23 protein-coding genes are annotated in these 23405 nt (G+C 64.0%); 10 read left to right on the forward strand and 13 right to left on the reverse strand.

Annotation, left to right across the window (positions count from 1 at the left end):
- Positions 1–15: 15 nt before the first annotated feature.
- The 4 genes from HU738_RS23080 to HU738_RS23095 form a co-directional block, all read right to left on the reverse strand.
- Complete coding sequence (locus HU738_RS23080) at positions 16–1428, reverse strand: DOPA decarboxylase (RefSeq protein WP_186604387.1); 1413 nt, start codon at positions 1426–1428, stop codon at positions 16–18.
- A gap of 81 nt (positions 1429–1509) precedes the next feature.
- The gene (locus HU738_RS23085) at positions 1510–2454 is read right to left on the reverse strand and encodes a LysR family transcriptional regulator (protein WP_186604389.1); all 945 of its coding nucleotides are present in this window, start codon (positions 2452–2454) and stop codon (positions 1510–1512) included.
- A gap of 119 nt (positions 2455–2573) precedes the next feature.
- On the reverse strand, positions 2574–3284 hold the full coding sequence (locus HU738_RS23090) for a YebC/PmpR family DNA-binding transcriptional regulator (RefSeq protein WP_176508088.1): 711 nt from the start codon (positions 3282–3284) through the stop codon (positions 2574–2576).
- A 126-nt stretch (positions 3285–3410) separates the two neighbouring features.
- Positions 3411–4727, reverse strand: coding sequence for an MFS transporter (locus tag HU738_RS23095; RefSeq protein WP_186604391.1), 1317 nt, complete (start codon positions 4725–4727; stop codon positions 3411–3413).
- 244 nt (positions 4728–4971) lie between these two features.
- Between HU738_RS23095 and HU738_RS23100 the strand changes: the two genes are divergently transcribed.
- On the forward strand, positions 4972–5841 hold the full coding sequence (locus tag HU738_RS23100; protein WP_186604393.1) for a LysR family transcriptional regulator: 870 nt from the start codon (positions 4972–4974) through the stop codon (positions 5839–5841).
- A gap of 81 nt (positions 5842–5922) precedes the next feature.
- Here the strand turns inward: HU738_RS23100 and tam are convergent, their stop codons facing one another.
- Positions 5923–6699 carry a trans-aconitate 2-methyltransferase gene (gene tam / locus HU738_RS23105; RefSeq protein ID WP_186604395.1) on the reverse strand — a complete coding sequence of 259 codons (777 nt, stop codon included), beginning with the start codon at positions 6697–6699 and terminating at the stop codon, positions 5923–5925.
- Positions 6700–6795: 96 nt separating this feature from the next.
- Between tam and HU738_RS23110 the strand changes: the two genes are divergently transcribed.
- Complete coding sequence (locus HU738_RS23110) at positions 6796–6975, forward strand: hypothetical protein (RefSeq protein ID WP_186604441.1); 180 nt, start codon at positions 6796–6798, stop codon at positions 6973–6975.
- A gap of 3 nt (positions 6976–6978) precedes the next feature.
- Here HU738_RS23110 and HU738_RS23115 read toward each other — a convergent pair whose 3' ends face one another.
- Positions 6979–8388, reverse strand: a complete 1410-nt coding sequence (locus HU738_RS23115) for an amino acid permease (RefSeq protein ID WP_054883205.1) — start codon at positions 8386–8388, stop codon at positions 6979–6981.
- A gap of 325 nt (positions 8389–8713) precedes the next feature.
- Between HU738_RS23115 and HU738_RS23120 the strand changes: the two genes are divergently transcribed.
- Both HU738_RS23120 and HU738_RS23125 read left to right on the forward strand, forming a co-directional pair.
- A complete protein-coding gene (locus HU738_RS23120; RefSeq protein ID WP_186604397.1) occupies positions 8714–10138 on the forward strand; it encodes an aminotransferase-like domain-containing protein in 1425 nt (474 codons plus the stop codon).
- 318 nt (positions 10139–10456) lie between these two features.
- Positions 10457–11221: an RHS repeat-associated core domain-containing protein gene (locus HU738_RS23125; protein ID WP_186604399.1), complete on the forward strand. Its 765-nt coding sequence runs from the start codon at positions 10457–10459 to the stop codon at positions 11219–11221.
- Between the two features lie 93 nt (positions 11222–11314).
- Here HU738_RS23125 and HU738_RS23130 read toward each other — a convergent pair whose 3' ends face one another.
- From HU738_RS23130 to HU738_RS23140, 3 genes are read right to left on the reverse strand one after another with little or no spacing between them, the layout of a single operon-like run.
- The gene (locus HU738_RS23130) at positions 11315–12337 is read right to left on the reverse strand and encodes a histone deacetylase family protein (RefSeq protein WP_186604401.1); all 1023 of its coding nucleotides are present in this window, start codon (positions 12335–12337) and stop codon (positions 11315–11317) included.
- Positions 12337–13578, reverse strand: coding sequence for a Zn-dependent hydrolase (locus HU738_RS23135; protein ID WP_186604403.1), 1242 nt, complete (start codon positions 13576–13578; stop codon positions 12337–12339). The genes HU738_RS23130 and HU738_RS23135 overlap by 1 nt, the downstream gene beginning before the upstream one ends.
- A 30-nt stretch (positions 13579–13608) precedes the next feature.
- Positions 13609–14913: an MFS transporter gene (locus HU738_RS23140; protein ID WP_186604405.1), complete on the reverse strand. Its 1305-nt coding sequence runs from the start codon at positions 14911–14913 to the stop codon at positions 13609–13611.
- 182 nt (positions 14914–15095) lie between these two features.
- On the opposite strand from HU738_RS23140, the gene HU738_RS23145 reads away from it, so the two are divergent.
- A complete protein-coding gene (locus tag HU738_RS23145) occupies positions 15096–16004 on the forward strand; it encodes a LysR family transcriptional regulator (RefSeq protein WP_176508079.1) in 909 nt (302 codons plus the stop codon).
- Here HU738_RS23145 and HU738_RS23150 read toward each other — a convergent pair.
- Together HU738_RS23150 and HU738_RS23155 are read right to left on the reverse strand one after the other, a co-directional pair.
- Positions 16001–16282 carry a type II toxin-antitoxin system RelE family toxin gene (locus HU738_RS23150; protein WP_186604407.1) on the reverse strand — a complete coding sequence of 94 codons (282 nt, stop codon included), beginning with the start codon at positions 16280–16282 and terminating at the stop codon, positions 16001–16003. The genes HU738_RS23145 and HU738_RS23150 overlap by 4 nt on opposite strands.
- Positions 16272–16517, reverse strand: a complete 246-nt coding sequence (locus tag HU738_RS23155; RefSeq protein WP_186604409.1) for a type II toxin-antitoxin system Phd/YefM family antitoxin — start codon at positions 16515–16517, stop codon at positions 16272–16274. Before HU738_RS23155 ends, HU738_RS23150 begins: the two co-directional genes overlap by 11 nt.
- A 399-nt stretch (positions 16518–16916) precedes the next feature.
- On the opposite strand from HU738_RS23155, the gene HU738_RS23160 reads away from it, so the two are divergent.
- Together HU738_RS23160 and HU738_RS23165 are read left to right on the forward strand one after the other, a co-directional pair.
- Positions 16917–17459 (forward strand): WYL domain-containing transcriptional regulator, encoded by a 543-nt coding sequence (locus HU738_RS23160; RefSeq protein WP_186604411.1) that lies wholly within the window; start codon positions 16917–16919, stop codon positions 17457–17459.
- A 226-nt stretch (positions 17460–17685) separates the two neighbouring features.
- Positions 17686–19137, forward strand: coding sequence for a catalase (locus tag HU738_RS23165; protein ID WP_186604443.1), 1452 nt, complete (start codon positions 17686–17688; stop codon positions 19135–19137).
- Here HU738_RS23165 and HU738_RS23170 read toward each other — a convergent pair.
- Entirely contained in the window at positions 19106–20152 is a 1047-nt protein-coding gene (locus tag HU738_RS23170; protein ID WP_186604413.1) for an AraC family transcriptional regulator, read from the reverse strand. The two genes, HU738_RS23165 and HU738_RS23170, sit on opposite strands and share 32 nt — an antisense overlap.
- Before the next feature lie 168 nt (positions 20153–20320).
- Here HU738_RS23170 and HU738_RS23175 point away from each other — a divergent pair, with 168 nt between their 5' ends.
- The 3 genes from HU738_RS23175 to HU738_RS23185 are packed head-to-tail and all read left to right on the forward strand — an operon-like array spanning position 20321 to position 22959.
- Positions 20321–21505, forward strand: a complete 1185-nt coding sequence (locus tag HU738_RS23175; protein ID WP_186604415.1) for an acetyl-CoA C-acyltransferase family protein — start codon at positions 20321–20323, stop codon at positions 21503–21505.
- Between the two features lie 11 nt (positions 21506–21516).
- Positions 21517–22365, forward strand: a complete 849-nt coding sequence (locus HU738_RS23180) for a 3-hydroxybutyryl-CoA dehydrogenase (RefSeq protein WP_186604417.1) — start codon at positions 21517–21519, stop codon at positions 22363–22365.
- 12 nt (positions 22366–22377) lie between these two features.
- Entirely contained in the window at positions 22378–22959 is a 582-nt protein-coding gene (locus HU738_RS23185; RefSeq protein WP_176508064.1) for a TetR/AcrR family transcriptional regulator, read from the forward strand.
- 48 nt (positions 22960–23007) lie between these two features.
- Here the strand turns inward: HU738_RS23185 and HU738_RS23190 are convergent, their stop codons facing one another.
- Positions 23008–23385 (reverse strand): response regulator, encoded by a 378-nt coding sequence (locus HU738_RS23190; protein ID WP_099814559.1) that lies wholly within the window; start codon positions 23383–23385, stop codon positions 23008–23010.
- Between the last annotated feature and the right edge of the window lie 20 nt (positions 23386–23405).

The following is a 23405-nucleotide window of genomic DNA, read 5'->3' on the forward strand; positions in this document are numbered from 1 at the left end:
GCGGCCCCGGCACCTTCAGCCTTTGACCACTTCCTGCAGGTTGTGCCAAAGCTTTGCCACATGCTCCCGCTCGGTCGGCAGTGCCCCCACCGAAACCCGTACCATCCACCGCCCTTCCAGCGTCGCCGGCGTCACATACGCCACCCCGGACGCATTCAGCCGCTCGGCCCACGCCCTGGTGTGCGTATCCAGCGCCTCTCCTTCCAGCCCCGCCGGCCGATGGCGAATGCACAAGGTCTGCAGTTGCACCGGTGCCAGCACTTCCCACTCCGCCGCCGCTGCAACCTGCTCCGCCAGCCAGCGGGCATTCGCCAGGTCACGGCGCAAGCGCTGCTGCAAGGCCTCCACGCCTTCGCTGCGCAACATGAACCACAGTTTCAAGGCACGGAAGCGACGGCCCAGCGGGATCCCCCAGTCACGCAGGTTCTTCACCTCGCCATCCACCGCCGACTGCAAGTAGCTCGGGTTGGTGCTCATCACCCGGATCAGGTGCTGCGGATCACGCACGTAGTAGATCGAGCAATCGAATGCCACGCCCAGCCATTTGTGCGCGTTGACCACCACAGAATCGGCCAGCTCGATGCCATCCCACATCCAGCGACATTCCGGGAGGATCATCGCCGAACCGGCCATGGCCGAGTCGACATGCAGCCACAGCCCGTTGGCCTGGGCGATTTCGCCGATCGGGCGCAGCGGGTCGAGGGCGGTGGTGGTGGTGGTGCCGGTGGTGGCGACCACCGCACAGGGCTGGTTGCCGGCGGCCAGGTCTTGCTCGATGGCAGCCTGCAGCGCCTGCGGGCGCATGGCGAATTTCTCGTCGGTCGCGATCAGGCGGATGTTGGCGCGGCCGAAGCCGGCCAGCAGTGCAGCCTTGTCCACCGAGCTGTGAGCATGGGCACTGACATAGACGATCAATGGCTTGGCCTCGGCCTGCAGGCCGCCGCGGACCAGCGCATAGTCGGTGGCTCGTTCGCGGGCACTGATCAGCGCCACCAGGGTACTGGTGGACGCAGTGTCCTGGATCACCCCGCTCCACTGGGCCGACAGCCCGAGCAACTGACGCAGCCAGTCGAGGGTGGTTTCCTCCAGCTCGCTCAACGCCGGGCTGGATTGCCACGACAGGCCGAGCACGCCAAGGCCGGTACTGAGGAAGTCGCCAAGCACCGACGACAGGGTGCCGTTGGAGGGGAAATAGCCGTAGAAGTCTGGGTGCTGCCAGTGCGACAGGCCAGGCATGACCCATTGGTTGACGTCGTCGAGGATCGCCTCGAACGACTCGCCTCGCTGTGGGGCGGCCTGTGGCAGCTGCGCCTTGAGGTAGCCGGGCTCGACCTGGGCCATGACCGGGCGTTCGCCGACGGATTGGCGGTAGTCGGCGATCAGGTCGATCAGCTGGTGGCCGTACTGGCGGAATTGTTCTGGGGTCACGCGCGCGCTCCTGAGGGTTATCCAGTGCCCCAAGTCTAGGCGCCTGCGCCCCTGCGAATAACCCCGCTTCGCGCATACCTGCTATGGCAAACCTGCAACCCCGCCCTGCACCCCGAATTGTGACTGGCGCCACTGCTCGAACACCCGGTTGCGCAACCAGCGGTGTTCGGCCGAGGCCTGCAAGCGCTGATGCCACACCACCCAATAGCGCTGGGTATGCTCGACAAACCCTAACGGCCGCCACGCCAGCCCATGCAGGCGGCACAATTGCCGGGCGATGTGCTCGGGCACCGTGGCCAGCGCCTGGCTGTTGCCGATCACCTGCACGGTCGCCGAGAAGAACGGTACTTCCAGGCTGATGCGCCGCTGCAAACCCTGGGCGCGCAAGTGGCGGTCGATAAAGCTGTCCTTGTCGCCGCCACCGGAAATGCGCACATGCTTGCAGGCCAGGTAATCGTCCTGGCCCAGCACGTCCAGCGCGGCCAGCGGGTGGTCCTGGCGCATCAGGCACACCGCGCGGTCTTCACCGAGCAGGCGACCATGCAGGTTGGGCGGCGACTCGTCGAACAAGGTGGTGGCCAGGTCGATCTCGCCGCTGGCAAGCAAGGCGTATTGCCCGGCCTGCCAGGTGCGGTAGTCGATGGACACACCCGGTGCCTCTTGCTCCAAGGCAGCCACCAGCAGCGGCAGCATGTGCTCGGCCACGTAATCGGAGGCGGCCAGGCAGAACCGGCGCTCACAGCGGGCCGGGTCGAAAGCGGCGGGTTGGCGCAGGGCCTGGAGCTCTTCGAGCACCTGGCGCAGGGGCTCGACCAGGGCTTCGGCATACTCGCTAAGCACATAACCGCGGCCTTGACGCACCAGCAGCGGGTCGTCGAAGGCTTCGCGCAGGTGGGCCAGCTGGCGGCTCAGGGCCGATTGGCTGACACCCAGGCGGTCGGCGGCGTGGCTGAGGTTCTTCAGCTGCAGGAGGCAGTCGAGGGTGCGCAGGTGGGCGAGGCTGAGGGAGGCGAAAGTCGGGTTCATGCAGGCTCCCTTGCGTGGTTTTTGCAGGCCCATTCGCGAGTAAACCCGCTCCTACAGGGCATGCACAGGCCTGTAGGAGCGGGTTTACCCGCGAATGGGCCGCAAAGCGGCCCCAGTTTTCAGGCGGTCAGGCCCACGTAGACGTTCTGCACGTCATCGTGCTCGTCGATCGCTTCGAGGAACGCTTCAACTTCAGCCAGCGCCTCGGCACTCAGGCTGGCCGCGCTCACCGGGTTCTTCGGGGTATAACCGATCTTCGCCGATGTGACGGTGAAGCCATGCTCAGGCAGGGCCTTCTGTACCGCATCCAGGTCAGTGGTGTCAGTGATGAACAAGGTCGACCCCTCTTCTTCACCTTCCTCGAAATCCTGGGCACCGGCTTCAATGGCGGCCATTTCCGGGTCGGCATCGCCTTCCGGGGTGGCTTCGATCAGGCCGACGTGGTTGAAGTCCCAGGTCACCGAGCCGCTGGCGCCGAGCTGGCCCTTGCGGAACAGCACGCGGATCTGCGCCACGGTGCGGTTGACGTTGTCGGTCAGGCACTCGACGATCAGTGGCACCTGGTGCGGGGCGAAGCCTTCATAGCTGACGGCATGGTACTGCACGGCATCGCCGTCCAGGCCAGCGCCTTTCTTGATGGCACGCTCCAGGGTCTCACGGGTCATCGAGGCCTTCTTGGCCTGGGCGATGGCCAGGCGCAGGCGCGGGTTCATGTCCGGGTCGGCGCCGGACTTGGCCGCGATCTGGATTTCCTTGGCCAGCTTGCCCATGATCTTGCCCTTGGCATTGGCAGCTGTTTCTCTATGTTTGGCTTTCCACTGTGCGCCCATGTCGACTCTCTTTGTACCAGGCGGCCGGTTCAGGAAGCGACCGGCCAAAAGTGGGTGCAGTTTATACGCCCTCGGGCAGTGGATCGACAAGTAATCTCACGCTTCGTCGGCCTTGCTCGCCGCCCTTCAGGTACGCAGTGGCTTGATCGCCATGCTGGTGTTGGGCGCCACGTCGTTGGCCGCGGCAGTGCCGGCCGGGCGGCTGTTCCAGTGAGGCAGCAGCACCAGGGCCGAGAACAACGCACAGCCGGCAAACACGATGAACACCGTGACGCTGTCGAAGTAGCCCGGCAGCAGGCCGCCGAGCACCGCGCCCACCGAGCCGCAACCGTTGACGAAACCTGCCGCCGTGGCGCCGGCCTTGGCCGTGCCGAAGTCGATGGCCGCCGCGCCGCTGATCATCGAATCCGGCCCGTACAGGGTCAGGCCCATGACGAACAGCAAGGCCACCACCATCACGATACTGCCGCTGTGCATGGCCGCCATGAACGCTGCCAGGGTCACTGTCAGCAGCACCAGGCTGATCACGCAGGCCGGCATGCGCCGGGCGCCGAACAGCTTGTCCGAAGCCAGGCCGATGATGATCGGGCCCAACAGCCCCGCCAGTTCGAAGGCCGTGGGGATGATCGCCGCGCCGACCTTGCCTACCGAAGGCATCTGCTCGAAGACGATCACCGGCCCCCACAGCAGGATGGCGTAGCGCGCGGGCTTGAGCAGGAAGTACGCCAGGCCCAGGGTCAGCACCGTGCGGTTGCGCAGGATTTCGCGCAGCGGCGCCCACACGCTGCACAGGTTACCGGCCGGGGCCATGCTCTGCGGCTCGGGTTCGACCGCAGCAAGGCCGACGTCCTCCGGCTTGTTGCGCTGCAGGAAGAAGAACAGCACGGCCACCCCGGCCACCACCGCGGCACTCGAGAAGAACGCCGCATGCCAGGTGCCGACCAGGGTATAGGCCCACCAGCCAGCGAACGGCGAAGCGACCAGGCCGCCGAAGGCGTAGCACGAACTCCACAGCCCCAGCACCCGGCCGCGCTGCGAAGCCGGGAAGAAGCTGCCGATGTTCTTGCACAGCCCGGCCCAGCCGGTGGACTGCGCCAGCCCCTGGACCAGCATGCAAGTGGCGAAGACCGGGAAGGTCGCCAAGCTGCCCATCACCACGGCCGCCGCCGCCGAGATCAGCAGGCCACCGAGCACCACCACGCGCGGGCCGAAACGGTCGGCGAGCATGCCCCAGGTGAACTGGCCCACGGCATAGGCGGCCAGGTAGATCGCGTCGAGGTTGGCCATGGCGGCCTTGTCGAGCATGAACGTCGGGTCTTCACCGATGCCGAGCTTGGCCACCGAGAAGGCCTTGCGGGTGAAGTAGAAGGCGGCGTAGGCCAGCCAGGTGATCGCGAAAATCTGGATGCGCCAGCGTTTCAACGCAGCGAGTGCTTGATTCATTGATTCTGACCTCTTGCTCAAGTGTGCCGGCAGATTGTTAAAAAACGCCTGTCTTGTTGTTGTGTTGCGCACTGCATGACGAAGGCTCGTCATTTGGTCAGATGGCACCGATGTGCGGGCCATGCCCCGGCCACTGCTTGTGGCGTTGGCCTCGGGTTGAAACCTATGGAAACAGTTGCTGACTGATAAAGAAAATCGATTTATCGTATTTCACACATAAGTCCAGCTTGTTACCGGAGGCGGCATGTCGGTGTCACACGCTCAACTCAAGGCGTTCCATGCAGTGGCCGTGCACGGCAGCTTTACCCGCGCCGCGCAAAAGCTGTTTCTGACCCAGCCGGCGGTGTCCGACCAGGTGCGCAAGCTCGAAGAGCGTTTCGGTGTGCTGCTGTTCCACCGCAACAAGCGCTCGGTGCAACTGACCGACCTGGGCGAGCGCCTGCTGGGCATCAGCCAGCGCCTGTTCGCCTGCGAGGCCGAGGCGCACGACCTGCTGCAGGACTCCCGCGCCCTGCACACCGGCAGCCTGGTGCTGGCAGTGGATGCGCCCGTGCACGTGCTGCCGCAGATCGCACGCTTTTGCCAGCGCTACCCAGGCATCCAGGTCAAGATCGAGACCGGCAACACCGATGAGTCACTGGCCAGGCTGTTCAGCTACCAGGCCGACCTGGCGCTGCTCGGGCGCGATGTCGATGACGAGCGGCTGTACTGCGTGCCGCTGCGCCGCGACCCGATGGTGGCGTTCGTCTCGCACAACCACCCGTGGGCCAGCCGCGGCTCGATCACCCTGGCCGACCTTGACGACACACCGTTGGTGCTGCGCGAGCCGGGGTCGGTGACCCGGCAGACGCTGGAGGAAGAGATGCAGCGTGCAGGCTTGCGGATTCGCCCGGCGATCCAGGTGGAAGGCCGCGAAGCGGCGCGCGAGGCGGTGGTGGTGGGGATTGGCGTAGGGGTGGTGTCGGCGGCCGAGTTCGGCGCAGATGCGCGGGTGTGCGCGCTGCCGATTGTCGACTGCCAACGGCACCTGACCGAGACGCTGGTGTGCCTGAGCGAGCAAAGAAGCCGCCGGGTGGTGGCCACCTTCCTGCAGATGGTTCAGGAAGCGTTGTAGCGCTTGTGCCGGCCTCTTCGCGGCTAAAGCCGCTACAGCCGCGAAAAGGCCGGCACAGGCAATACTGGCGCGGCGGCGACCTCAACAGGTGGCGACGACAAACAGCCGCGGGAACGGCAGCAGCACCTTGCCGTCGGTGGCTGGCGGGTAGTCATGCTGCATGGCCTGCAGGTACATCTGCAGGAAGCTCGCCTGTTCCTGTTCGTCCAGCTTGGCCAGATAAGGCCGCAGCGCCGAGCCCTTGAACCATTCCACCACCGCTTCGGCGCCGCCGGTCAACGGGTGGTGATAGGTGGTGCGCCACACGTCCACCCGCGCGCATAGCGGGCTGAGCAGGTCGTAGTAGAACGCCGCGTTGTGCCGCGGTGGCAACTGGAAGTCAGCGAATTTCTCCGCCCACGGCCCCTCGCTGGCGATCTTGCGCAATTGCCGGTGAGCGGGCTCGTCGAGGTTGTCCGGGGTCTGCACGGCCAGGCTGCCGCCCTCGCTCAGCTGGCGCACCAGGTGCGGGTACAGCGAGCCATGGTCAGGCACCCATTGCAGCGAGGCATTGGCCAGGATCAGGTCTTGCGGTTCGGGGGCGGACCAGTCGCTGATATCGGCAATTTCGCAGCGTACCCGTGGAATATGCAGGCGCTTGCGCTCGCGGGCCTTGTCGATCATGTCCTTGTCGCTGTCCAGCGCCGTTACCTGGGCGTCCGGGCAACGCTGCAGCAGCACTTCGGTCGAGTTGCCGGGGCCACAGCCCAGGTCGGTGGCATGGCGTACCGGCCGCGGCGGCACGGCGGCCAGCAGGTCACGCACGGCGCGGGTGCGTTCGTCTTCGAAGAGGGAATACTGGGTGGCGGACCAGGCCATGGGCGGCTCCTGTTGGCGGACGATGCAATGAGCATACGCCATGTACCCAAGTGCATGCGCCTGAACTGTCGGCCTATGCTTGAAGTCAGTCCCTTTATGCGCATGCCCATGAAGCTATCCTTGGCCTTGGCCATTCTGGCGCTGATCGCCGCCGCCGCCCTGCTCGGTTCGCCCTGGATGAACCAGCGCTTTCACATGCCCGAAGGCAAACACCAGGCCCAACAACGCGAAACGGCCGGGTCCCCAAGGGAGCCGGCCGTTTCCAAGCGCAACTGACGCTTAGTGCTGCTTGCCAGTACGGATCTGGTGCACCACGCCCATGGCCACCACGACAGCCGCGGCGATGCCGGTGGAAATCACCAGGATCTGATAATCAGGCATGAAGGCCATGGTCACCAATGCGGCGATGATGAAGCCGATCACCAGGTAGGTCAGCCAGGGGAACAGCCACATCTGCAGGCGCACTTCCTTGCCTTCGGCGATCAGCTTGCGGCGCATGCGCAGCTGCGAGAAGGCGATCACCAGGTACACCAGCAGGGCAATCATGCCGGTGGTGTTCATCAGGGTTTCCAGCACGTCTTTCGGGCGCAGGGTCTCGCTGAAGTTGATCAGCGCGCAGACCACGGCCACGGCGCAGGAGCCGATGATCGCGTACACCGGTACACCAGTGCCGGCACGGGTGATCTTGAAGAATGACGGCGCGTCGCCACGCTGGGCCAGCGAAAACAGCATGCGCGAAGCGGTGTAGTGGCCAGAGATCAGGCAGCTGCTCACCGAGGTCAGCACCACGAAGTTCATCAGCAGTTCGGCGTGCGGCACGCCCAGCAGCTCCAGGGTCCGGCGGTAGGCGCCATAGCCGGAAACGCCCAGTTGCGGGTCGTTCCACGGTACCAGGCACACGATCAGGAAGATCGAGCCGACATAGAACAGGCACACACGCCATACCACCGAGTTGGTGGCCTTGACGATCTGGGTAGCCGGGTCCTTGGCTTCGGAAGCGGCGATGGTGACGATTTCTGCGCCAAGGAAGGCGAACATCACCCCGAGCAAGGCACCAATGACCGTGGTGATGCCGTTGGGCATGAAGCCTTCGGCAGTCAGGTGGGTCATGCCACGCACTTCACCGAACTGCCAGATGTTCATCACCGCGGCGGTGCACACCACCAGGAAGCAGACGATCGCCACCACCTTGATCAGCGCGAACCAGAATTCGAACTCACCGTAGTGCTTGACGTTGAAGAAGTTGACGGTGATCAGCAGCAGGGTCGTGGCCAGCACGAACACGTTGACGCTGACGTCGGGGAAGAAACCGTGCAGGATCTTGCCCGCCACATAGGCTTCCCAGGCCATCAGGATGACCCAGTACCACCAGTACAGCCAGCCGATGGTGAAACCGGCCCAGCGGCCGATCGCGCGGTCGGCGTAGGTGGAGAACGAGCCGGTGTCCGGCGAGGAAGTCGCCATTTCACCCAGCATGCGCATGATCAGCACCACCAGGATGCCGCCGGCCAGGTAGGCCAGCACTGCGGCCGGGCCGGCGCTGTGGATCACGCTGCCGGAGCCGACGAACAAGGCGCCGCCGATAACCCCGGCGATCGACATCATCGTCAGGTGGCGCGACTTGAGCGAGGCACTGAGCTTGCTCTCGTGCCCGCTTTTCGCGGTGGTGGTTGTGGATGTTGCGTCCATCAGTTGTGTACCCCGTGCTTCTTTTTATCCAAGGAAAACTGTGAAACCCCGATGGCTCTCGGTTTCACCTGTACATCAGTGCTAATGCGGGCAGGATGGTGTGCGCTAACACACGCAGGCCTTCCGTGGCGGCCTGCTGACGCGCCCCAGGGTTGGCACCTGAGGCGAACTGAACATGCTTTATGTGGCGATATCTGACACCTAATGTAAAAATGTCCGACGTAGAGAGCCATGCACAGTGGCATGAATCTCGCACTGCACTGTACAGGCCGCCAATGCAATACACCCGCTGGCGCTTGGCGTTACGCACTCCTGAAGGCCCCGAATGTTCGAATTACACCCAGACTCTTCCACGCCGCTGGTCAACCAGATCATCGACGGCCTGCGCGAGCTGATCGATAACCAGACCCTCAAGCCCGGCACCAAGGTCCCCTCGATCCGCGCCTTTGCCGCGAGCTATTCGGTGAGCACCTTCACTGTGGTCGAGGCCTACGATCGCCTGGTTGCCCAGGGGCTGCTGGTGAGCAAGGGTAATGCGGGGTTCTTCGTCAATCGTGCAGCGAACGAGCTGCTGGAAAGCCAGAACAGCGAGGCCGAGACCGGCCGCCCGACCTTCAATTCCGAGTGGTACCTGCAGCAGATCTTCGAGATTCGCCAACTGCCGTTCAAACCCGGCTGCGGCTGGCTGCCCAATGACTGGATGTACGAAGAAGGCCTGCGCCGCGGCCTGCGCCAGGTCGCTGGCAGCCCGCTGGAATTGTCGGGCTACGGCGACCCGATGGGCTTGCCGGAGCTGCGTGCGCTGACCGCGCAGAACCTGCAACAGGAGCTGTCGATCGTCTGCAACCCGGCGCAGCTGATGCTGACCCACGGCGCCAGCCAGGCGCTGGACCTTGCCGTGCGCACCCTGGTGCGCCCCGGTGACGTGGTGCTGGTGGACGACCCCGGCTACCCCAACCTGATGAGTATCCTGCGTACCCAGGGCGCGACTTTGATCGGAGTGCCACGGACGCCGAACGGTTACGACCTCAATCACCTCGAACAACTGCTGGCGCACCATCGCCCTACCGCGTTCTTCACCCAGCCGCACCTGCACAGCCCGACCTGCTCACGCACCCCGCTGGCGCAGCTGCATCGTTTGCTGCAACTGGCCAGCCAGCACGGTTTCCGCCTGGTGGAGAACAACCTGTACGCCGACATGGTCGCCGAGCCGCAACCGTGCCTGGCCAGCCTCGACCACCTGCAGCAGGTGGTGTACGTGGGCAGCTATTCGAAGAGCATCTCGCCCAATGTGCGGGTCGGCTACCTGCTGGCCAACCCGGAGCTGTCGCAGAAGCTGCTGCACCTGAAGATGCGCTCGGGGCTGACCACTTCGCAGGTGATGGAGCGGGTGGTGTATGCCGCGATCATCGATGGACGCTGGCGCAAGCACCTCAAGCGCCTGCGCCAGCGCTTGGCCGAGGCGCATCAGGAAGTGGGCCGGCATCTGCATCGTTTGGGCTTTGAGCTGTTCACCGAATCGGATGAAGGGATGTATATCTGGACCCGCCACCCGGCGATACCGGACAGTGCGGCGTTGCTGGATGATGCCTTGGAGAAAGGCATCATGCTCGGGCCTGGGCAGTTGTTCATGGTCGATGCCAAGGCCACCGGGTGGATGCGCTTCAATGTGGCGTTCAGTACCGACCCGGCGATGTGGGAGTTGCTGGAGAAGGTGCTGGTCAAGCATGTGCGGCGGGGTGGGATCTAGGGCTTGTCATGGGGCGGGGGGCTTTCCCAGCGCCAGGGACCTCCAGCCCAATGTTGTAGAAAGCTTCTGGATCCACCGTAGGACACCCATTCGAATTGCCCCTCACCAAACTAGTCGAAGCCGTGACTCGTAACTCCCAAGACATGGGCATGCTGGGCCGAGGAGGACGCTCCCCTGGCACAATTAACACGATATAACCACTGCGCAACAGACCAAGCGACTGCTCGTACCTGATATTTTTGCCAGCTATCCAGAATCAAGCCAGTAGGTAATAGTGAGAAGTGCGTCCATTCACGCGCTATCGGTGGGGAGTAGACTATGAATATAGTGGCCTCTGGCGTTGGCTGGCAGGCTTATGGCCCTTACGGCTATCGAAACACCCGTGCCTTGCCAACTGAATCATTGGGCTTCAACGGCGAGTTTTTTTTCATCTCAATGGGGTGTTACGCCCTCGGAAATAGTCACCGACTATATAGCCCAGGCCTGATGCGCTTCATCAGTGCGGACACGCTAAGCCCTTTTTACCGCGGGGGCTCAAACTGCTATGCCTATTGCCTCAACGACCCCATCAACTCACGAGATCCTGGTGGTAAAAGCCGACTCAAGACTGCCGCTATTAAAATCCAAGCAGTCAATAGGTTTAAAAGACCCATAAGACCTAGAGCAGAAGTCGCCAGCCAATGGAAAACCTTACCTAACCTCCAGCCTGAAGAACTGCCACTTGAGCGGTGGGAAGCTGAACAATTGATAGCTTCCGGAGAAGCCCACATGACATTAGTAAAAGGGCCAGGAAGCCTGGAAAGACTGCCAGATACCTTAACACACAAATTTGTATTCACCCGAGACAACAATTTTCTTGTCGGAAGCTTTCCCGCCACAGCGAATATAAGCCACGCCGCCATAGCCGACTTGGGTCAAAGCGTAATCGGCGGACGCATGGAAGTTGTAAGCGCAGGATATGTAACCAAGGGAGAAGGCCCCACGCTAACGCCTATCTCTGGACACTACCGACCTTCAAATGAGCAGCTGAAGCCGGCCAACGACTATCTTGAAAGCTTGGGCGCAAACATAAGACATGGGTAACCGCATATCTGCAAGGGCACCCTATCCTTGTTTATATTATCGACTCTTATCAGGGGCGCCGGCAGCGACACTACCACTGCCGGCATGCATCACTTATCGCCAATTGACCCTGTTCACAAAGAAGGCTTTTGCATTCGCCTCCAAGCTCTCCAGGTGATACCCGCCCTCCTGCACAATCAGGCACGGCAACCGCAACGCCCGGATCCGCTCACCCAGCGCAGAAAACCCTTCCGTCGTTACCGCCACCTTGCTCTGCGGGTCCAGCTCGTAGATATCGAACCCGAGCGACAACACCAGCACCTCGGCCTCAAAATCCTTGACCGCAGCCAGCGCAATCTCCAGCTGCCCCATGAAGTCCGCCTCGCTGGCGCCATGGGCCATCGGCAGGTTGAGGTTGTACCCCTCCCCCGCACCACTGCCGCGCTCATCCTCGAACCCGGCCACACCTGGGTAGAAGTTGGTCGGGTCACCATGGGTCGACACGTACAGCACATCATTGCGCTCGTAGAAGATCTCCTGAATCCCCTGCCCGTGGTGCATGTCGGTATCGAGAATCGCCACCCGGCAGTAACGGCTGCGCAGGGCCTGGGCGGCCACGGCGGCATTGTTGATGTAGCAGAACCCACCGGCCGCATCGAACCGTGCGTGGTGGCCCGGCGGCCGGCACAGCGCGTAGGCCGCCGGCTCGCCATCGAGGATGGCCTTGGCCCCGGCTACCGCGCTCTGCGCCGACCAGTAGGCCGAGCGCCAAGTGTTCTCGCCAACGGGGCAGCTGCCGTCCGCCAGGTAGCGCCCGGCCTGTGCGAGGATGCCGCGCAGGGCGTTGGGCTCACGCACGAAGATGTTCGACATGACCTCGTCGCCCCAGTCCTCGGGCACTTCCTTCCAGCGCGCATGGGCCTCTTCGAGGAACGTCAGGTAGGCTTCGCCATGCACGGCCTTGAGCGGCGCAAGGCCGGCATCGTCGGGCTGGCGGATTTCGAAGCCCAGGTTCTTGGCGGCCTGCAGCAGGCGCTGGGCGCGTTCGGGGACTTCCTGCGGGGTGCGCATGGCACCGCGCGAATAGTAGCTGCGCGGATGGTGCAGCAGCTGTTCGGGGTGGAAGTAGCAACGCATCAGGCTTCTCCTTGTTCGACTCGGCCGGCGCGGGCCAGCACGGCGTTGAGCAGTACATCGACGCCCTGGCGGGCATCCTCGGGCAGCACGTCTTCGGCTTCGTTGTGGCTCAGGCCGCCGACGCATGGGATGAACACCATCGCCGTCGGGCAGTAGCGGGCCAGCAGGATGGCATCGTGGCCGGCGCCGCTGACGATGGACTGCTGGGTGTAGCCAAGGCCGTCCACCGCCTGCTGCACGGCGGCTACGCAATCCGCGTCGAACGGCGTGGCCGGGCTGACCCAGTGGCGCTCGATGCGCACCAGCAGGCCGCGCTGGCTGGCGATGGCCTGCAGCTTCAGGGTCAGGTCGCGCTCCATGGCTTCGATGGCCTGGTCGCGGTGATGGCGCAGGTCGACGGTGAAGCGCAGTACGCCGGGGATGGTGTTGCGCGAAGACTTGGCGATCGACAGTTCACCAACGGTGGTCAGGCCTTCTGGCGCGAAGTCGGCGGCCAGTTGCTCGACCGCCTGGATCATCTGCGCAGCGCCGTAGAGGGCGTCCTTGCGCAGCGGCATCGGCGTGGTGCCGGCGTGGGCGGCCACCCCCTCGACGGTGACGTCCAGCCAGCGGATGGCCTGGCCACCGCTGACCACGCCGATGGCCTTGGCGTTGTCTTCCAGGATCGGGCCTTGCTCGATATGCGCTTCGAAGTAGGCATCCACCTGGCCACCCAGCGGGCGCTGGCCGGCGTAGCCGGTGCGCCGCAGTTCGTCGGCGACAGTGACGCCATCGGCATCACGGATGGCCAGGGCCTGGTCCAGCGCCAGGGTGCCGGTGAACACCGCCGAGCCGAACATGGCCGGGGTGAAGCGGGCGCCCTCCTCGTTGGTCCAGACGGCGATCTCCAGCGGCTTGCGGGTCTGGATGTTCAGGTCGTTGAGGCGGCGCACCACCTCCAGGCCAGCCAGCACGCCATAGACGCCATCGAAGCGGCCGCCTTCAGGCTGGGTGTCGAGATGGCTGCCGATCATCACTGGAGCAGCAGCCGGATCGCTACCGGCGCGGCGGGCGAACAGGTTGCCGATGGCATCCACGCTCAGCGTCAGGCCGGCCTCGCGGCACCAGTGGCTGAACAGTTCACGGCCGGCCTTGTCTTCGTCGCTCAGGGCCAGGCGGCAGCTGCCGCCGCGGGCGGTGGCGCCGATTTCGGCCATGGCCATCAGGCTCGACCACAGGCGTTCGCCATTGCTTTTCAACATGTGCGGGTACTCCACAATCAGAGGAATCGATCAGGCCAGTTCCAGGCGCTGACTACGGGCGTACTGGCGTGCCAGGGCCAGCACGCAGATCAGCGAAATGCTGGCGATCAGGCTGTAGAACACCGCCATCGGCCACCATTGGCCGGTAAAGGTGTGGGCCAGCCAGGTGCCGATCAGCGGTGTCAGGCCGCCCGCGAGGGCGCCGCACACCTGGTAGGCCAGGGAAATCGCGGTGTAACGCACGCGGGTGTCGAACATGCCGCTGACGTAGCCCGCGATCACCGCGTAGAACGAGGCCATGCAGGCCGCCGCCAAGGCGATGCCGAGCACGATCATTGGGCCTTGGCCAGAGCTGACCAGCACGAACATCGGGTACGGCGAGGCCATCGCCAGCAGCGCGACCAGGGCCAGGAAGCGGGTGGCGCCGAGCTTTTCCGACAGCCACGCGGCCAGCGGCTGCACGCAGAACTGGATGATCGCCACGAAGAACAGGCATTCGAGGATCAGCGAGCGCTCCAGGTGCAGTTGCTGGGTGGTGTAGCTGATCATGAAGGTGTTGGTGAAATAGACCCCGGCAATGCCCAGGGTGTTGGCACCGATGCACAGCAGCAGCGGGCGCCAGGCGGTGCGCAGCACTTCCAGTACCGGGGCCTGCTCCTTGCGCTGGACCCTGGCCGCCTGCTCGCGGCTGGCGATGAACTCGGGCGACTCGTTGACGCCCAGGCGAATCGCCAGGCCCACCAGCAGCAACAGTGCGCTGGCCAGGAACGGCAAGCGCCAGCCCCAGCTCATCAGGTCTTCCTCGGGCAGGCGGGTCACTGCGCCAAAGGCCAGCAGCGACAGGATCAGGCCCGCCGGGCTGCCCAGCTGGGCGAACGAGGCGAAGAAGTTGCGCCTGCCCTTCGGCGCATGTTCACCGGCCATCAGCACGGCACCGCCCCACTCCCCACCCACGGCGATGCCCTGGATCACCCGCAGGATGATCAGCAATACCGGTGCGCTGGCGCCAATCTGTGCGTAGGTCGGCAGCAGGCCGATGCAGACGGTGACGATGCCCATCATCAGCAAGGTGATGACCAGCGATTTCTTGCGCCCGATACGGTCGCCCACATGGCCGAACACGATGCCACCCAGTGGCCGGGCGAAGAAACCCACGGCGAAGGTGCCAAACGCGGCCATGGTGCTGAACAGGCTGTCGTCGGAGGGGAAGAACAAGGCACCGAACACCAGTGCGGCGGCGGTGGCATAGATGTAGAAGTCGTACCACTCGATCATGGTGCCGATGAACGCGGCGGCGGCGGCACGGCGCGGCTGGGGCGAAGCGGTGGGCTTCATGGGGGGCTCCTTTGCTTGTTTTTCTGGCAGGAGTTAATGGTCACGGCGACGCTCTTGTGGCGCTTGGCTTTTTGATCGGTGCTACAGGCCTCGATGACTGCGATTTATCGTCCGGGGGCTATGATTAGTCAATTTTCTATTTATTATTCGAACTATTAGCCTTGCTTATCATCGAGCCTGCCATGTCCGACCGCCTGCTCAACGACCGCCTCGACTGGAACCTGCTGCGCACCTTCCGGGTGATCGGCCAGGAGTTATCCATCAGCCGCGCCGCCGCGCGCCTGCATCTGACCCAACCGGCCGTGAGCCAGGCGCTCAAGCGCCTTGAGGAACAGCTCGGCCGCCAACTGATCGCTCGCCGCGGGCCGCGTTTCGTGCTCACCGACATGGGCGAGCAGCTGTTCCAGCTGGCCGGTGAGGTGTATGGGCAAATGTCGCAGATCAGCGGCCTGCTGGAGCAGCCGGCCGATGAACTGGTGGGCAAGGTGCGCTTGCTGATGATCAGCCGCATCGTCAGCGAACGCTTCGATGAGTTCCTCGCGGACTTCCACCGCCAGCACCCGCGGGTGGACCTGGAAATCGACGTGATGCGCAGCTCGGACATCGTCGCCGCCTTGCAGGAAAAGACTGCCACGGCGGGCCTGAGCCTCAATCGCCGGCCGCAGCCACGCCTGGAGCAGCGGCTGTTCCTGCGCCAGCGCTATGCGTTTTTTTGCGGCAAGCACCATGCCCTGTTCGGCTTGGCCGAAGGCGATCTGCAGCGGGAGAACTTCGTCAGCTTCACCAGCGACCAGATTGGCGGCATGCTGTCGCCACTGACCATCTTCCGCGACCAGCAGGGGTTTTCCGGGCGGATCGTGGCGTCATCGCCCAGCCTGGAAGAGGTGCGCCGGCTGGTGATCGCCGGGTTCGGCATCGGCTGCCTGCCCGAGCATGTGGTGGCGCCGGATGTGGCGGCGGGGTTGCTGTGGAAGCTGCCACCGGAGGAAGGGATTGCCGATGTGGATATTCACCTGTTGTGGAACCGCGAACAGCGGTTGAGCCGGGCTGAAGAGGTGTTTATCGAGGCGTTGCAGCAGAGCCTGGCCTAACGCTTTTGAGCCGAGCGATAGACCTCGCCACGCTCACGCTTGCCAACCGAAACAACCACCACGACGATCCGCTCATCCTCGACTCGATAGACCAGTCGATACCCTGGAACCTGGAGCTTGGTCTTGTAGTGGTTCGGCATGTCGCGCAGTGCATCGGCCTGGACCTTGGGTGACTGCAGGCGTTCAGCAAGCTTCTTCTTGATCTGCTCGCGCACGGTGTGGCCAATCTTGCCCCACTCTTTCAGCGCGGACGGCAGGAATTCGAGCTTATAGGTCATCCAGAGATACCGGTACGCCCTTTTCACCCAGCCTCGATTTGGCCAACTCGCTCAGCTCAAGATCTTCCAGGCGCTCCATCATGGCTTCGTACAATTCGGCCGGCACCATGTAACCCATCACTCGGTTGTGATTGAGCACAGCGACGGGCATGCCCGCTGCGCCGGTCATCACGGCGGACGGATTCTTCTTCAGCTCCGACACGCTTACGGCCACGTTAGCGAAGATGTTCTGCATTTTTTTCACCCTTTATAGAGGACCCTATTTTGGTCCATATATAGGATACAAACAACCCGCGACTGCGCCAGCGCATTGCCCGAGGCTCTACGGGTGTTGAAAGATGGCAGCCTCGGCGGTAAATGGGTCACTCGCCTGGATTGAGTTGTTTTTCGGGGTGCCTGGCTTGAGTTCTCTGGCGCCTATGTCGAGCGCCGCGTGGGCGGCGCTCGACATAGGCGCTGAAGATGCTGCGGCTGGCACCTGCCAGCCTTGACACGGTCCTCTCCTGCACTACCCCACATCAACCGTCGTTCCCGCCCAACTTGGATCCCATCTGCTGAAGGAGTATGCTATCGCAATAGCCATATGCCATCACTCCGGTACGCCCCGTACCCGGCCTTCAAGGATGAAGCTCTCGTGCCCAGCCACCCGACCCGCCACACCATCGCCCGACAATGGCAGTTGCTGAAACTGCTGCCCGACCGTCATCCGGGAATGAGCTCCACACAATTGAAGGCCGCACTGGCCAAGGTCGGTCACAACACCAGCAAGCGTACCGTCGAGCGTGACCTCAATGAGCTGGCAACACTGTTCCCTTTGCACTGCAACAGCAAGGGCATGCCGTACGGCTGGTACTGGCAGCCGGGCCTGAGCCTGGATGCGGCCCAGCAGTTGCAGCCCGATGTACTCACCCCCTCGCAACAGATCGAACTGCAGGCCTGGGTTGACGATGGTCTCGCCCGCCGTCTGGTAGACCAGCCGCTGTCCGAGGACATGCGCCTGGCCCCTCACGACAACGGCGGCGCGATGCTCGCGGCCACCGTTGAGGACAGCCGTGCGCTGATGGGCTGGCTGCTATCCCAAGCCGGCTCGATCCGGGTCAAGGCTCCAGAAACACTGCGCATGGCGATGGTCGAACAGCTGCGCCAGAGCCTGGCCCTGAACGACGACGGTTATTGAAGCGCTCGACCCAGCTCCCCCTCAACCAGTGACATCCACCGAGCAAGAACAGTGAATTGTCATACAGCATGAGCCGAACAGCCTTACTGTGAGGTGCTTGCAGCATGAATAGCATCGGCACTCCCTCGATCAAGCGAGTGCCATTGCCATGCATCTGACCCGCCCCAACTGCCCTGCGTTGACGCTGCTATGCGTAACCGTATTCGCCAGCCCTGCGCTGCTGGCCATGCCCCTGACCCGCGACAACGGCGCAGCCGTCGGCGATAACCAGCACTCCCAGACCGCCGGCGCTACTGGCCCGACCCTGCTGCAGGACGTACAGCTGATCCAGAAGCTTCAACGCTTCGACCGCGAACGCATCCCCGAGCGCGTGGTGCATGCCCGCGGCACAGGCGCGCATGGCGAGTTCACCGCCTCCGAAGACCTTTCCGCACTGACCTCGGCGCCGCTGTTCACGCCCGGAGAAAAGACCCCGGTTTTCGTGCGCTTCTCGTCGGTCGTGCATGGCCTGCATTCACCCGAAACCTTACGCGACCCGCGAGGCTTCGCCACCCGCTTCTACACCACTGCAGGCAACTGGGACCTGGTCGGCAACAACTTTCCTACGTTCTTCATCCGCGATGCCATCAAGTTCCCTGACATGGTCCACGCCTTCAAGCCCGACCCCCGCAACAACCTGGGCAACGATGCCCGGCGCTTCGACCTGCTCTCGCACATGCCAGAGGCCACCCGCACCCTGACGTTGCTGTACTCCAATGAAGGTACGCCCAAAAGCTATCGGCACATGGATGGCAACAGCGTACATGCCTACAAGTTCGTCAACGCCAACGGCGAATCGACCTACGTGAAGTTTCGCTGGAAAAGCCTGCAAGGCCAGGAAAACCTCACCCCCAAGGCTGTCGAACAGATCCAGGGCAAAAGCTTCAGCCACATGACCGAGGACCTGGTCAGCGCCATTGCCCGTGGCGACTATCCCAGGTGGGACCTCTATATCCAGACACTGCGCCCTGAGCAGCTGGCAGATTTCGATTTCGACCCGCTGGACGCCACCAAGGTCTGGCCAGATGTGCCGGAGCGTCGGGTCGGGCAGATGGTGCTCAAGCGCAATGTCGGCAATTTCTTCCAGGAAACCGAACAGGTCGCCCTGGCGCCGTCCAACCTGATCAAGGGCATCGAACCCTCTGAAGACCGCCTGCTGCAGGGCAGGCTGTTCTCCTATGCCGACACCCAGATGTACCGGGTCGGCGCCAACGCTGGCAGCTTGCCGATCAACCAGCCGCGGGCAGCCGTCAACAATGGCAACCAGGATGGCGCACTCAACCCCAACCGCAGCAGCGACATGGTCAACTACCAGCCTAGCCGCCTGCAGCCGCGCACTACCACCGACTCGGCACGCTACAGTCAGTTGCGCTTGAGTGGCACGACCCAGCAACAAGGCATCAGCCGAGAGCAGAATTTCAAGCAGGCGGGTGACCTTTACCGCGCTTACTCGAAAAGCGAGCAACGCGACCTGGTCTCCAGCTTTGGCCACTCGCTAGCTGCTGCCGATGACCAGAGCAAGCACATCATCCTGTCGTTCTTGTACAAGGCCGATTCAGACTATGGGACCCGGGTGACAACGATCGCAGGGGGCGACCTGAAGCGGGTCAAGGCGCTGGCAGCCGACCTTCAGGACTAGGGTTGGCCAGCCCGGCCAGCCTGGCCCGATAGCTGCCCGGGCTCTGCCCCGTCCATTTCTTGAACGCCCGGTGAAACGCACTGGGCTCCTGGAAGCCGGCCTGCTCGGCGACCTCGGCGATGCTCAGCGTGCCTTCGCGCAACCGCTCGAAGGCCATCGCCCGGCGCACTTCATCCTTGATCTGCTGGTAGGACCGGCCCTCGCGTTCCAGCTGGCGGCGGAAGGTGCTGGCGCTGACCCCTTGCTGTTCGGCCATCGCCGCCAGGGTCGGCCATTGCCCATAACGGCGTCCACGCAAATGGCGGTAGACCTCGGCCACCAGGCCATTCTGATTGCGAAAGCGGATCACCAGGCCCTGCGGGGCGCTACGCAGGAAAGTCTTCAGCCCTGCCAGGTCCTGCACCACCGGCAAACGCAACCAGGCGCTGTCGAACTCGACTTCGGTACGCCCGCTGCCCAGGCGCAAGTCCGGCCCCCACAGCAGCGGGTCGTCGTCCTGGGCCGGGCGCGCCACCGCCAGCTCCGTACGGTCGATGGCGATGCGCCGCCCGGCCAGCCAGCACAGCAGGCCGATCACCAGCACCAGGTAAGTTTCCTCGGCATACACCTGGGTCAGCGGGTCGGCAATCGTCGACTGCACGCTGATGACCGCACGCCCACCACGCAGCGTGAGGTGGCCGCGCAGGTCGCGCAGGAACAGGGCGAAACTGCTCATGCACTGGCGCAGGGCTTTCTCCAGGTTGGGTTCCTGGATCAAGCCACGGCAGATCAGGGCAAAACTGCCCAACGGCATGCCGTGGCTGTCGAGGCGGAAGAACTCGTCGTCCAGCAGCTCGATCAATTCCAGCCACAAACCGGCGAAGGCCTTGGCCGGCACCCGCGCCTGGGGCTGGCTGAGTACGGCCGGGTCGATGCCCACGCCGCGCAGCCGCGCCTCCAGCACGTCGGGCTGGTCGCGCAGGGTGTGCAACATGGCATTGAGAAAGTACACCGCGACCGAATCGCTATCGCGCATGGCGGAATTCGCTGTCTATGCTGAGTGGCAAAAAATGCCAGGTTGACTGAACAGATCCGGCATAGGCTGCGACAGAGCCTTTGCCTAGACTCGAACCCACCTCGGGATCGCCGGCCATTCTCGCAGAGCCTGGCCCGCTCCCGCCATGCCTTCGCAATCGGAGCCTCTATGAGCAGCGCAGAAATCTACGTCGTCAGTGCCGTCCGTACCGCCATTGGTGGTTTCGGTGGTTCCCTCAAGGACCTGCCACTGGCCGACCTGGCCACCGCCGTGACCCGCGCCGCCATCGAGCGTGCCGGGGTGGCCGCCGACCAGATCGGCCACGTGGTGATGGCCAACGTCATCCCCACCGAACCACGCGATGCCTACCTGTCGCGGGTCGCAGCGATGAACGCTGGCATCCCCAAGGAAACCCCGGCCTTCAACGTCAATCGCCTGTGCGGTTCGGGCCTGCAGGCCATTGTCTCGGCCGCCCAGTGCCTGCTGCTCGGTGATGCCGACGTGGCCCTGGCCGCCGGCGCCGAGTCCATGAGCCGCGGCCCTTACCTGCTGCCCCAGGCGCGCTGGGGCGCCCGCATGGGTGACCTGCAAGGCATCGACTACACCGTCGGCGTGCTGCAGGACCCGTTCGAACACTTCCACATGGGCATCACTGCGGAAAACGTCGCCGCCCGGCAGGGCATCAGCCGCGAAATGCAGGACGAACTGGCCCTGACCAGCCAGCGCCGCGCCGCCCGCGCCCAGGCCGAAGGCCGCTTCGACAGCCAGATCGTGCCGCTGGAGCTGAAAACCCGCAAAGGCACCGTGCAGTTCGCCGTCGACGAGCATGTCCGCGCCGATGTCACCGCCGAACAACTGGCCGGCATGAAAACCGTGTTCAAGAAGGACGGTACCGTCACCGCCGGCAACGCCAGCGGCATCAACGATGGCGCCGCCGGCCTGGTGCTGGCCACCGGTGACGCTGTGCGCCGCCTGGGCCTGAAGCCCCTGGCGCGCCTGGTGGCCTATGCCCACGCCGGCGTCGAGCCGGAGCTGATGGGCCTTGGCCCGATCCCGGCGACCCGCAAGGTGCTGGAAAAGGCCGGCCTGAACGTTGCCGACCTGGACGTGATCGAGTCCAACGAAGCCTTCGCTGCCCAGGCCTGCGCCGTGGCCCGCGAGCTTGGCTTCGACCCGGAGAAGGTCAACCCGAACGGCTCGGGCATCTCGCTCGGCCACCCGGTCGGTGCCACCGGGGCGATCATCGCCACCAAGGCCATCCATGAACTGCAGCGCATCCAGGGCCGCTACGCCCTGGCCACCATGTGCATCGGCGGCGGCCAGGGCATCGCCGTGGTCTTCGAGCGCGTCTGAGAGGCTGAACCATGACGATTGAACAGATTGCCGTAATCGGCGCCGGCACCATGGGCAATGGTATTGCCCAGGTGTGCGCGGTGGCCGGCTACCAGGTCCTGCTGGTGGACGTCTCCGACGCCGCGCTGGAACGTGGCGTGGCCACCCTGAGCAAGAACCTGGAGCGCCAGGTCAGCAAGGGCACGCTTGACACCGAGCGCGCCGAGGCTGCGAAAACCCGTATCCGCACCAGCACCGACTACGCCCAGCTGAGCCGCGCGCAGCTGGTGATCGAGGCGGCCACCGAGAACCTGCAGCTCAAGCAGCGCATCCTGCAGCAGGTGGCGGCCAACGTGGCCGCCGACTGCCTGATCGCCACCAACACTTCGTCGCTGTCAGTGACTCAACTGGCGGCCAGCATCGACCACCCTGAGCGCTTCATTGGCGTGCACTTCTTCAACCCGGTGCCGATGATGGCCCTGGTCGAGATCATCCGCGGCCTGCAGACCAGCGACAACACCTACGCCCAGGCGCTGGTGGTCACCGAGAAGCTCGGCAAGACACCGATCACCGCCGGCAATCGCCCGGGCTTCGTGGTCAACCGCATCCTGGTACCGATGATCAACGAAGCGATCTTCGTGCGCCAGGAAGGCCTGGCCAGTGCCGCGGACATCGACACCGGCATGCGCCTGGGCTGCAACCAGCCAATCGGCCCGTTGGCCCTGGCCGACCTGATCGGCCTGGATACCCTGCTGGCGATCATGGAGGCCTTCCATGAAGGCTTCAACGACAGCAAATACCGCCCTGCCCCGCTGCTCAAGGAAATGGTCGCGGCCGGCTGGCTGGGGCGCAAGAGCGGCCGCGGCTTCTTTACCTACTGAGGAACGCCCGCCATGCCCCCGGTCAATGCCGCCATGCGCTGTGCCAACTTCGAAGAGCGACGCGACCGGGCCATGGCGCTGTTCGCCGAAAAGGGCTTTGGCCAGGTCAGCATGCGCGAACTGGCGGCGCATGTCGGCCTGACCGCCGGCTCGCTGTATCACCATTTTCCCAGCAAGCAGGACCTGCTGTTCGACCTGATCGAGGAGCTGTACGAGGAGCTGCAGGCGACCCTGGAACAGGGGCGCCGGGCCATGGCCCGAGGCGGCTCGGCAATGGCCTGCCTGATTGCCGCGCACTGGCAGCTGCACGCCGAACGGCCGATGCAGTTTCGCCTGGCGGAGCGGGACCTGTGCTGCCTGAGCGAAGCCCAGCAGGCGCGCCTGGGGTTGCTGCGCAAGCGCTATGAGGCGGGGTTGCTGCGCCTGATCGCACCGCGGGCGACGTTGCAGGGCGAGGCGTTGGTGGCGACGGCGCATGTCGTGGCGACGCTGCTGAACCAGTTGCCGGGGATGCTCAAGGGCTTGCCCGAGGAACAGGGGCTGGGGCTGATGGAGAGCCTGCTGGTGGGCGGGATCGAGCGGACCTTGGGTTAACCTGTGCCGGCCTCTTCGCGGGTTTACCCGCGAAAAGGCCGGCACGGGTCAACGCAACAGGGCCTGGATCTGCTCGTGCAGGGTATCGAGGTCGAATGGCTTGGCCAGGATCGGCGCCTTGCGCGCGATCGGGCTGCCGGATTCGAGAATCTCGGCCGGGTAGCCACTGATGAAGATCACCTTCAGGTCTGGCCGCAGCTTCACCGCAGGTTCGGCGATGTCCACCCCGGAAATGCCACCCGGCAAGCGGAAGTCGGTCACCATCAGGTCCAGGTGCGGCTTGCTCGCCAGAATGGCGAACGCCTGTTCACCGTCCTCGGCCACCAGCACGTGGTAGCCCTCACCCGCCAGGTAGTCGCGCAGGATCATCCGGATTGCCGGTTCATCCTCGACCACCAACACTACATCTTGTGCATCTTCACTCATGTCAACGCCTTGAATACTTG

The sequence above is a fragment of the Pseudomonas vlassakiae genome (assembly GCF_014269035.2).
Classification (GTDB): Bacteria; Pseudomonadota; Gammaproteobacteria; order Pseudomonadales; family Pseudomonadaceae; genus Aquipseudomonas; species Aquipseudomonas vlassakiae.

Coding starts and splice junctions, on each gene's coding strand:
- HU738_RS23180 (WP_186604417.1), top strand. CDS start 21,517: ATGACGATTGAACAGATTGCCGTAATCGGCGCCGGCACCATGGGCAAT.
- HU738_RS23135 (WP_186604403.1), bottom strand. CDS start 13,578: ATGTTGAAAAGCAATGGCGAACGCCTGTGGTCGAGCCTGATGGCCATG.
- HU738_RS23090 (WP_176508088.1), bottom strand. CDS start 3,284: ATGGGCGCACAGTGGAAAGCCAAACATAGAGAAACAGCTGCCAATGCC.
- HU738_RS23110 (WP_186604441.1), top strand. CDS start 6,796: ATGCGCATGCCCATGAAGCTATCCTTGGCCTTGGCCATTCTGGCGCTG.
- HU738_RS23150 (WP_186604407.1), bottom strand. CDS start 16,282: ATGACCTATAAGCTCGAATTCCTGCCGTCCGCGCTGAAAGAGTGGGGC.
- HU738_RS23120 (WP_186604397.1), top strand. CDS start 8,714: ATGTTCGAATTACACCCAGACTCTTCCACGCCGCTGGTCAACCAGATC.
- HU738_RS23145 (WP_176508079.1), top strand. CDS start 15,096: ATGTCCGACCGCCTGCTCAACGACCGCCTCGACTGGAACCTGCTGCGC.
- tam (WP_186604395.1), bottom strand. CDS start 6,699: ATGGCCTGGTCCGCCACCCAGTATTCCCTCTTCGAAGACGAACGCACC.
- HU738_RS23130 (WP_186604401.1), bottom strand. CDS start 12,337: ATGCGTTGCTACTTCCACCCCGAACAGCTGCTGCACCATCCGCGCAGC.
- HU738_RS23165 (WP_186604443.1), top strand. CDS start 17,686: ATGCCCCTGACCCGCGACAACGGCGCAGCCGTCGGCGATAACCAGCAC.
- HU738_RS23185 (WP_176508064.1), top strand. CDS start 22,378: ATGCCCCCGGTCAATGCCGCCATGCGCTGTGCCAACTTCGAAGAGCGA.
- HU738_RS23175 (WP_186604415.1), top strand. CDS start 20,321: ATGAGCAGCGCAGAAATCTACGTCGTCAGTGCCGTCCGTACCGCCATT.
- HU738_RS23155 (WP_186604409.1), bottom strand. CDS start 16,517: ATGCAGAACATCTTCGCTAACGTGGCCGTAAGCGTGTCGGAGCTGAAG.
- HU738_RS23190 (WP_099814559.1), bottom strand. CDS start 23,385: ATGAGTGAAGATGCACAAGATGTAGTGTTGGTGGTCGAGGATGAACCG.
- HU738_RS23170 (WP_186604413.1), bottom strand. CDS start 20,152: ATGCGCGATAGCGATTCGGTCGCGGTGTACTTTCTCAATGCCATGTTG.
- HU738_RS23125 (WP_186604399.1), top strand. CDS start 10,457: ATGAATATAGTGGCCTCTGGCGTTGGCTGGCAGGCTTATGGCCCTTAC.
- HU738_RS23095 (WP_186604391.1), bottom strand. CDS start 4,727: ATGAATCAAGCACTCGCTGCGTTGAAACGCTGGCGCATCCAGATTTTC.
- HU738_RS23115 (WP_054883205.1), bottom strand. CDS start 8,388: ATGGACGCAACATCCACAACCACCACCGCGAAAAGCGGGCACGAGAGC.
- HU738_RS23140 (WP_186604405.1), bottom strand. CDS start 14,913: ATGAAGCCCACCGCTTCGCCCCAGCCGCGCCGTGCCGCCGCCGCCGCG.
- HU738_RS23100 (WP_186604393.1), top strand. CDS start 4,972: ATGTCGGTGTCACACGCTCAACTCAAGGCGTTCCATGCAGTGGCCGTG.
- HU738_RS23085 (WP_186604389.1), bottom strand. CDS start 2,454: ATGAACCCGACTTTCGCCTCCCTCAGCCTCGCCCACCTGCGCACCCTC.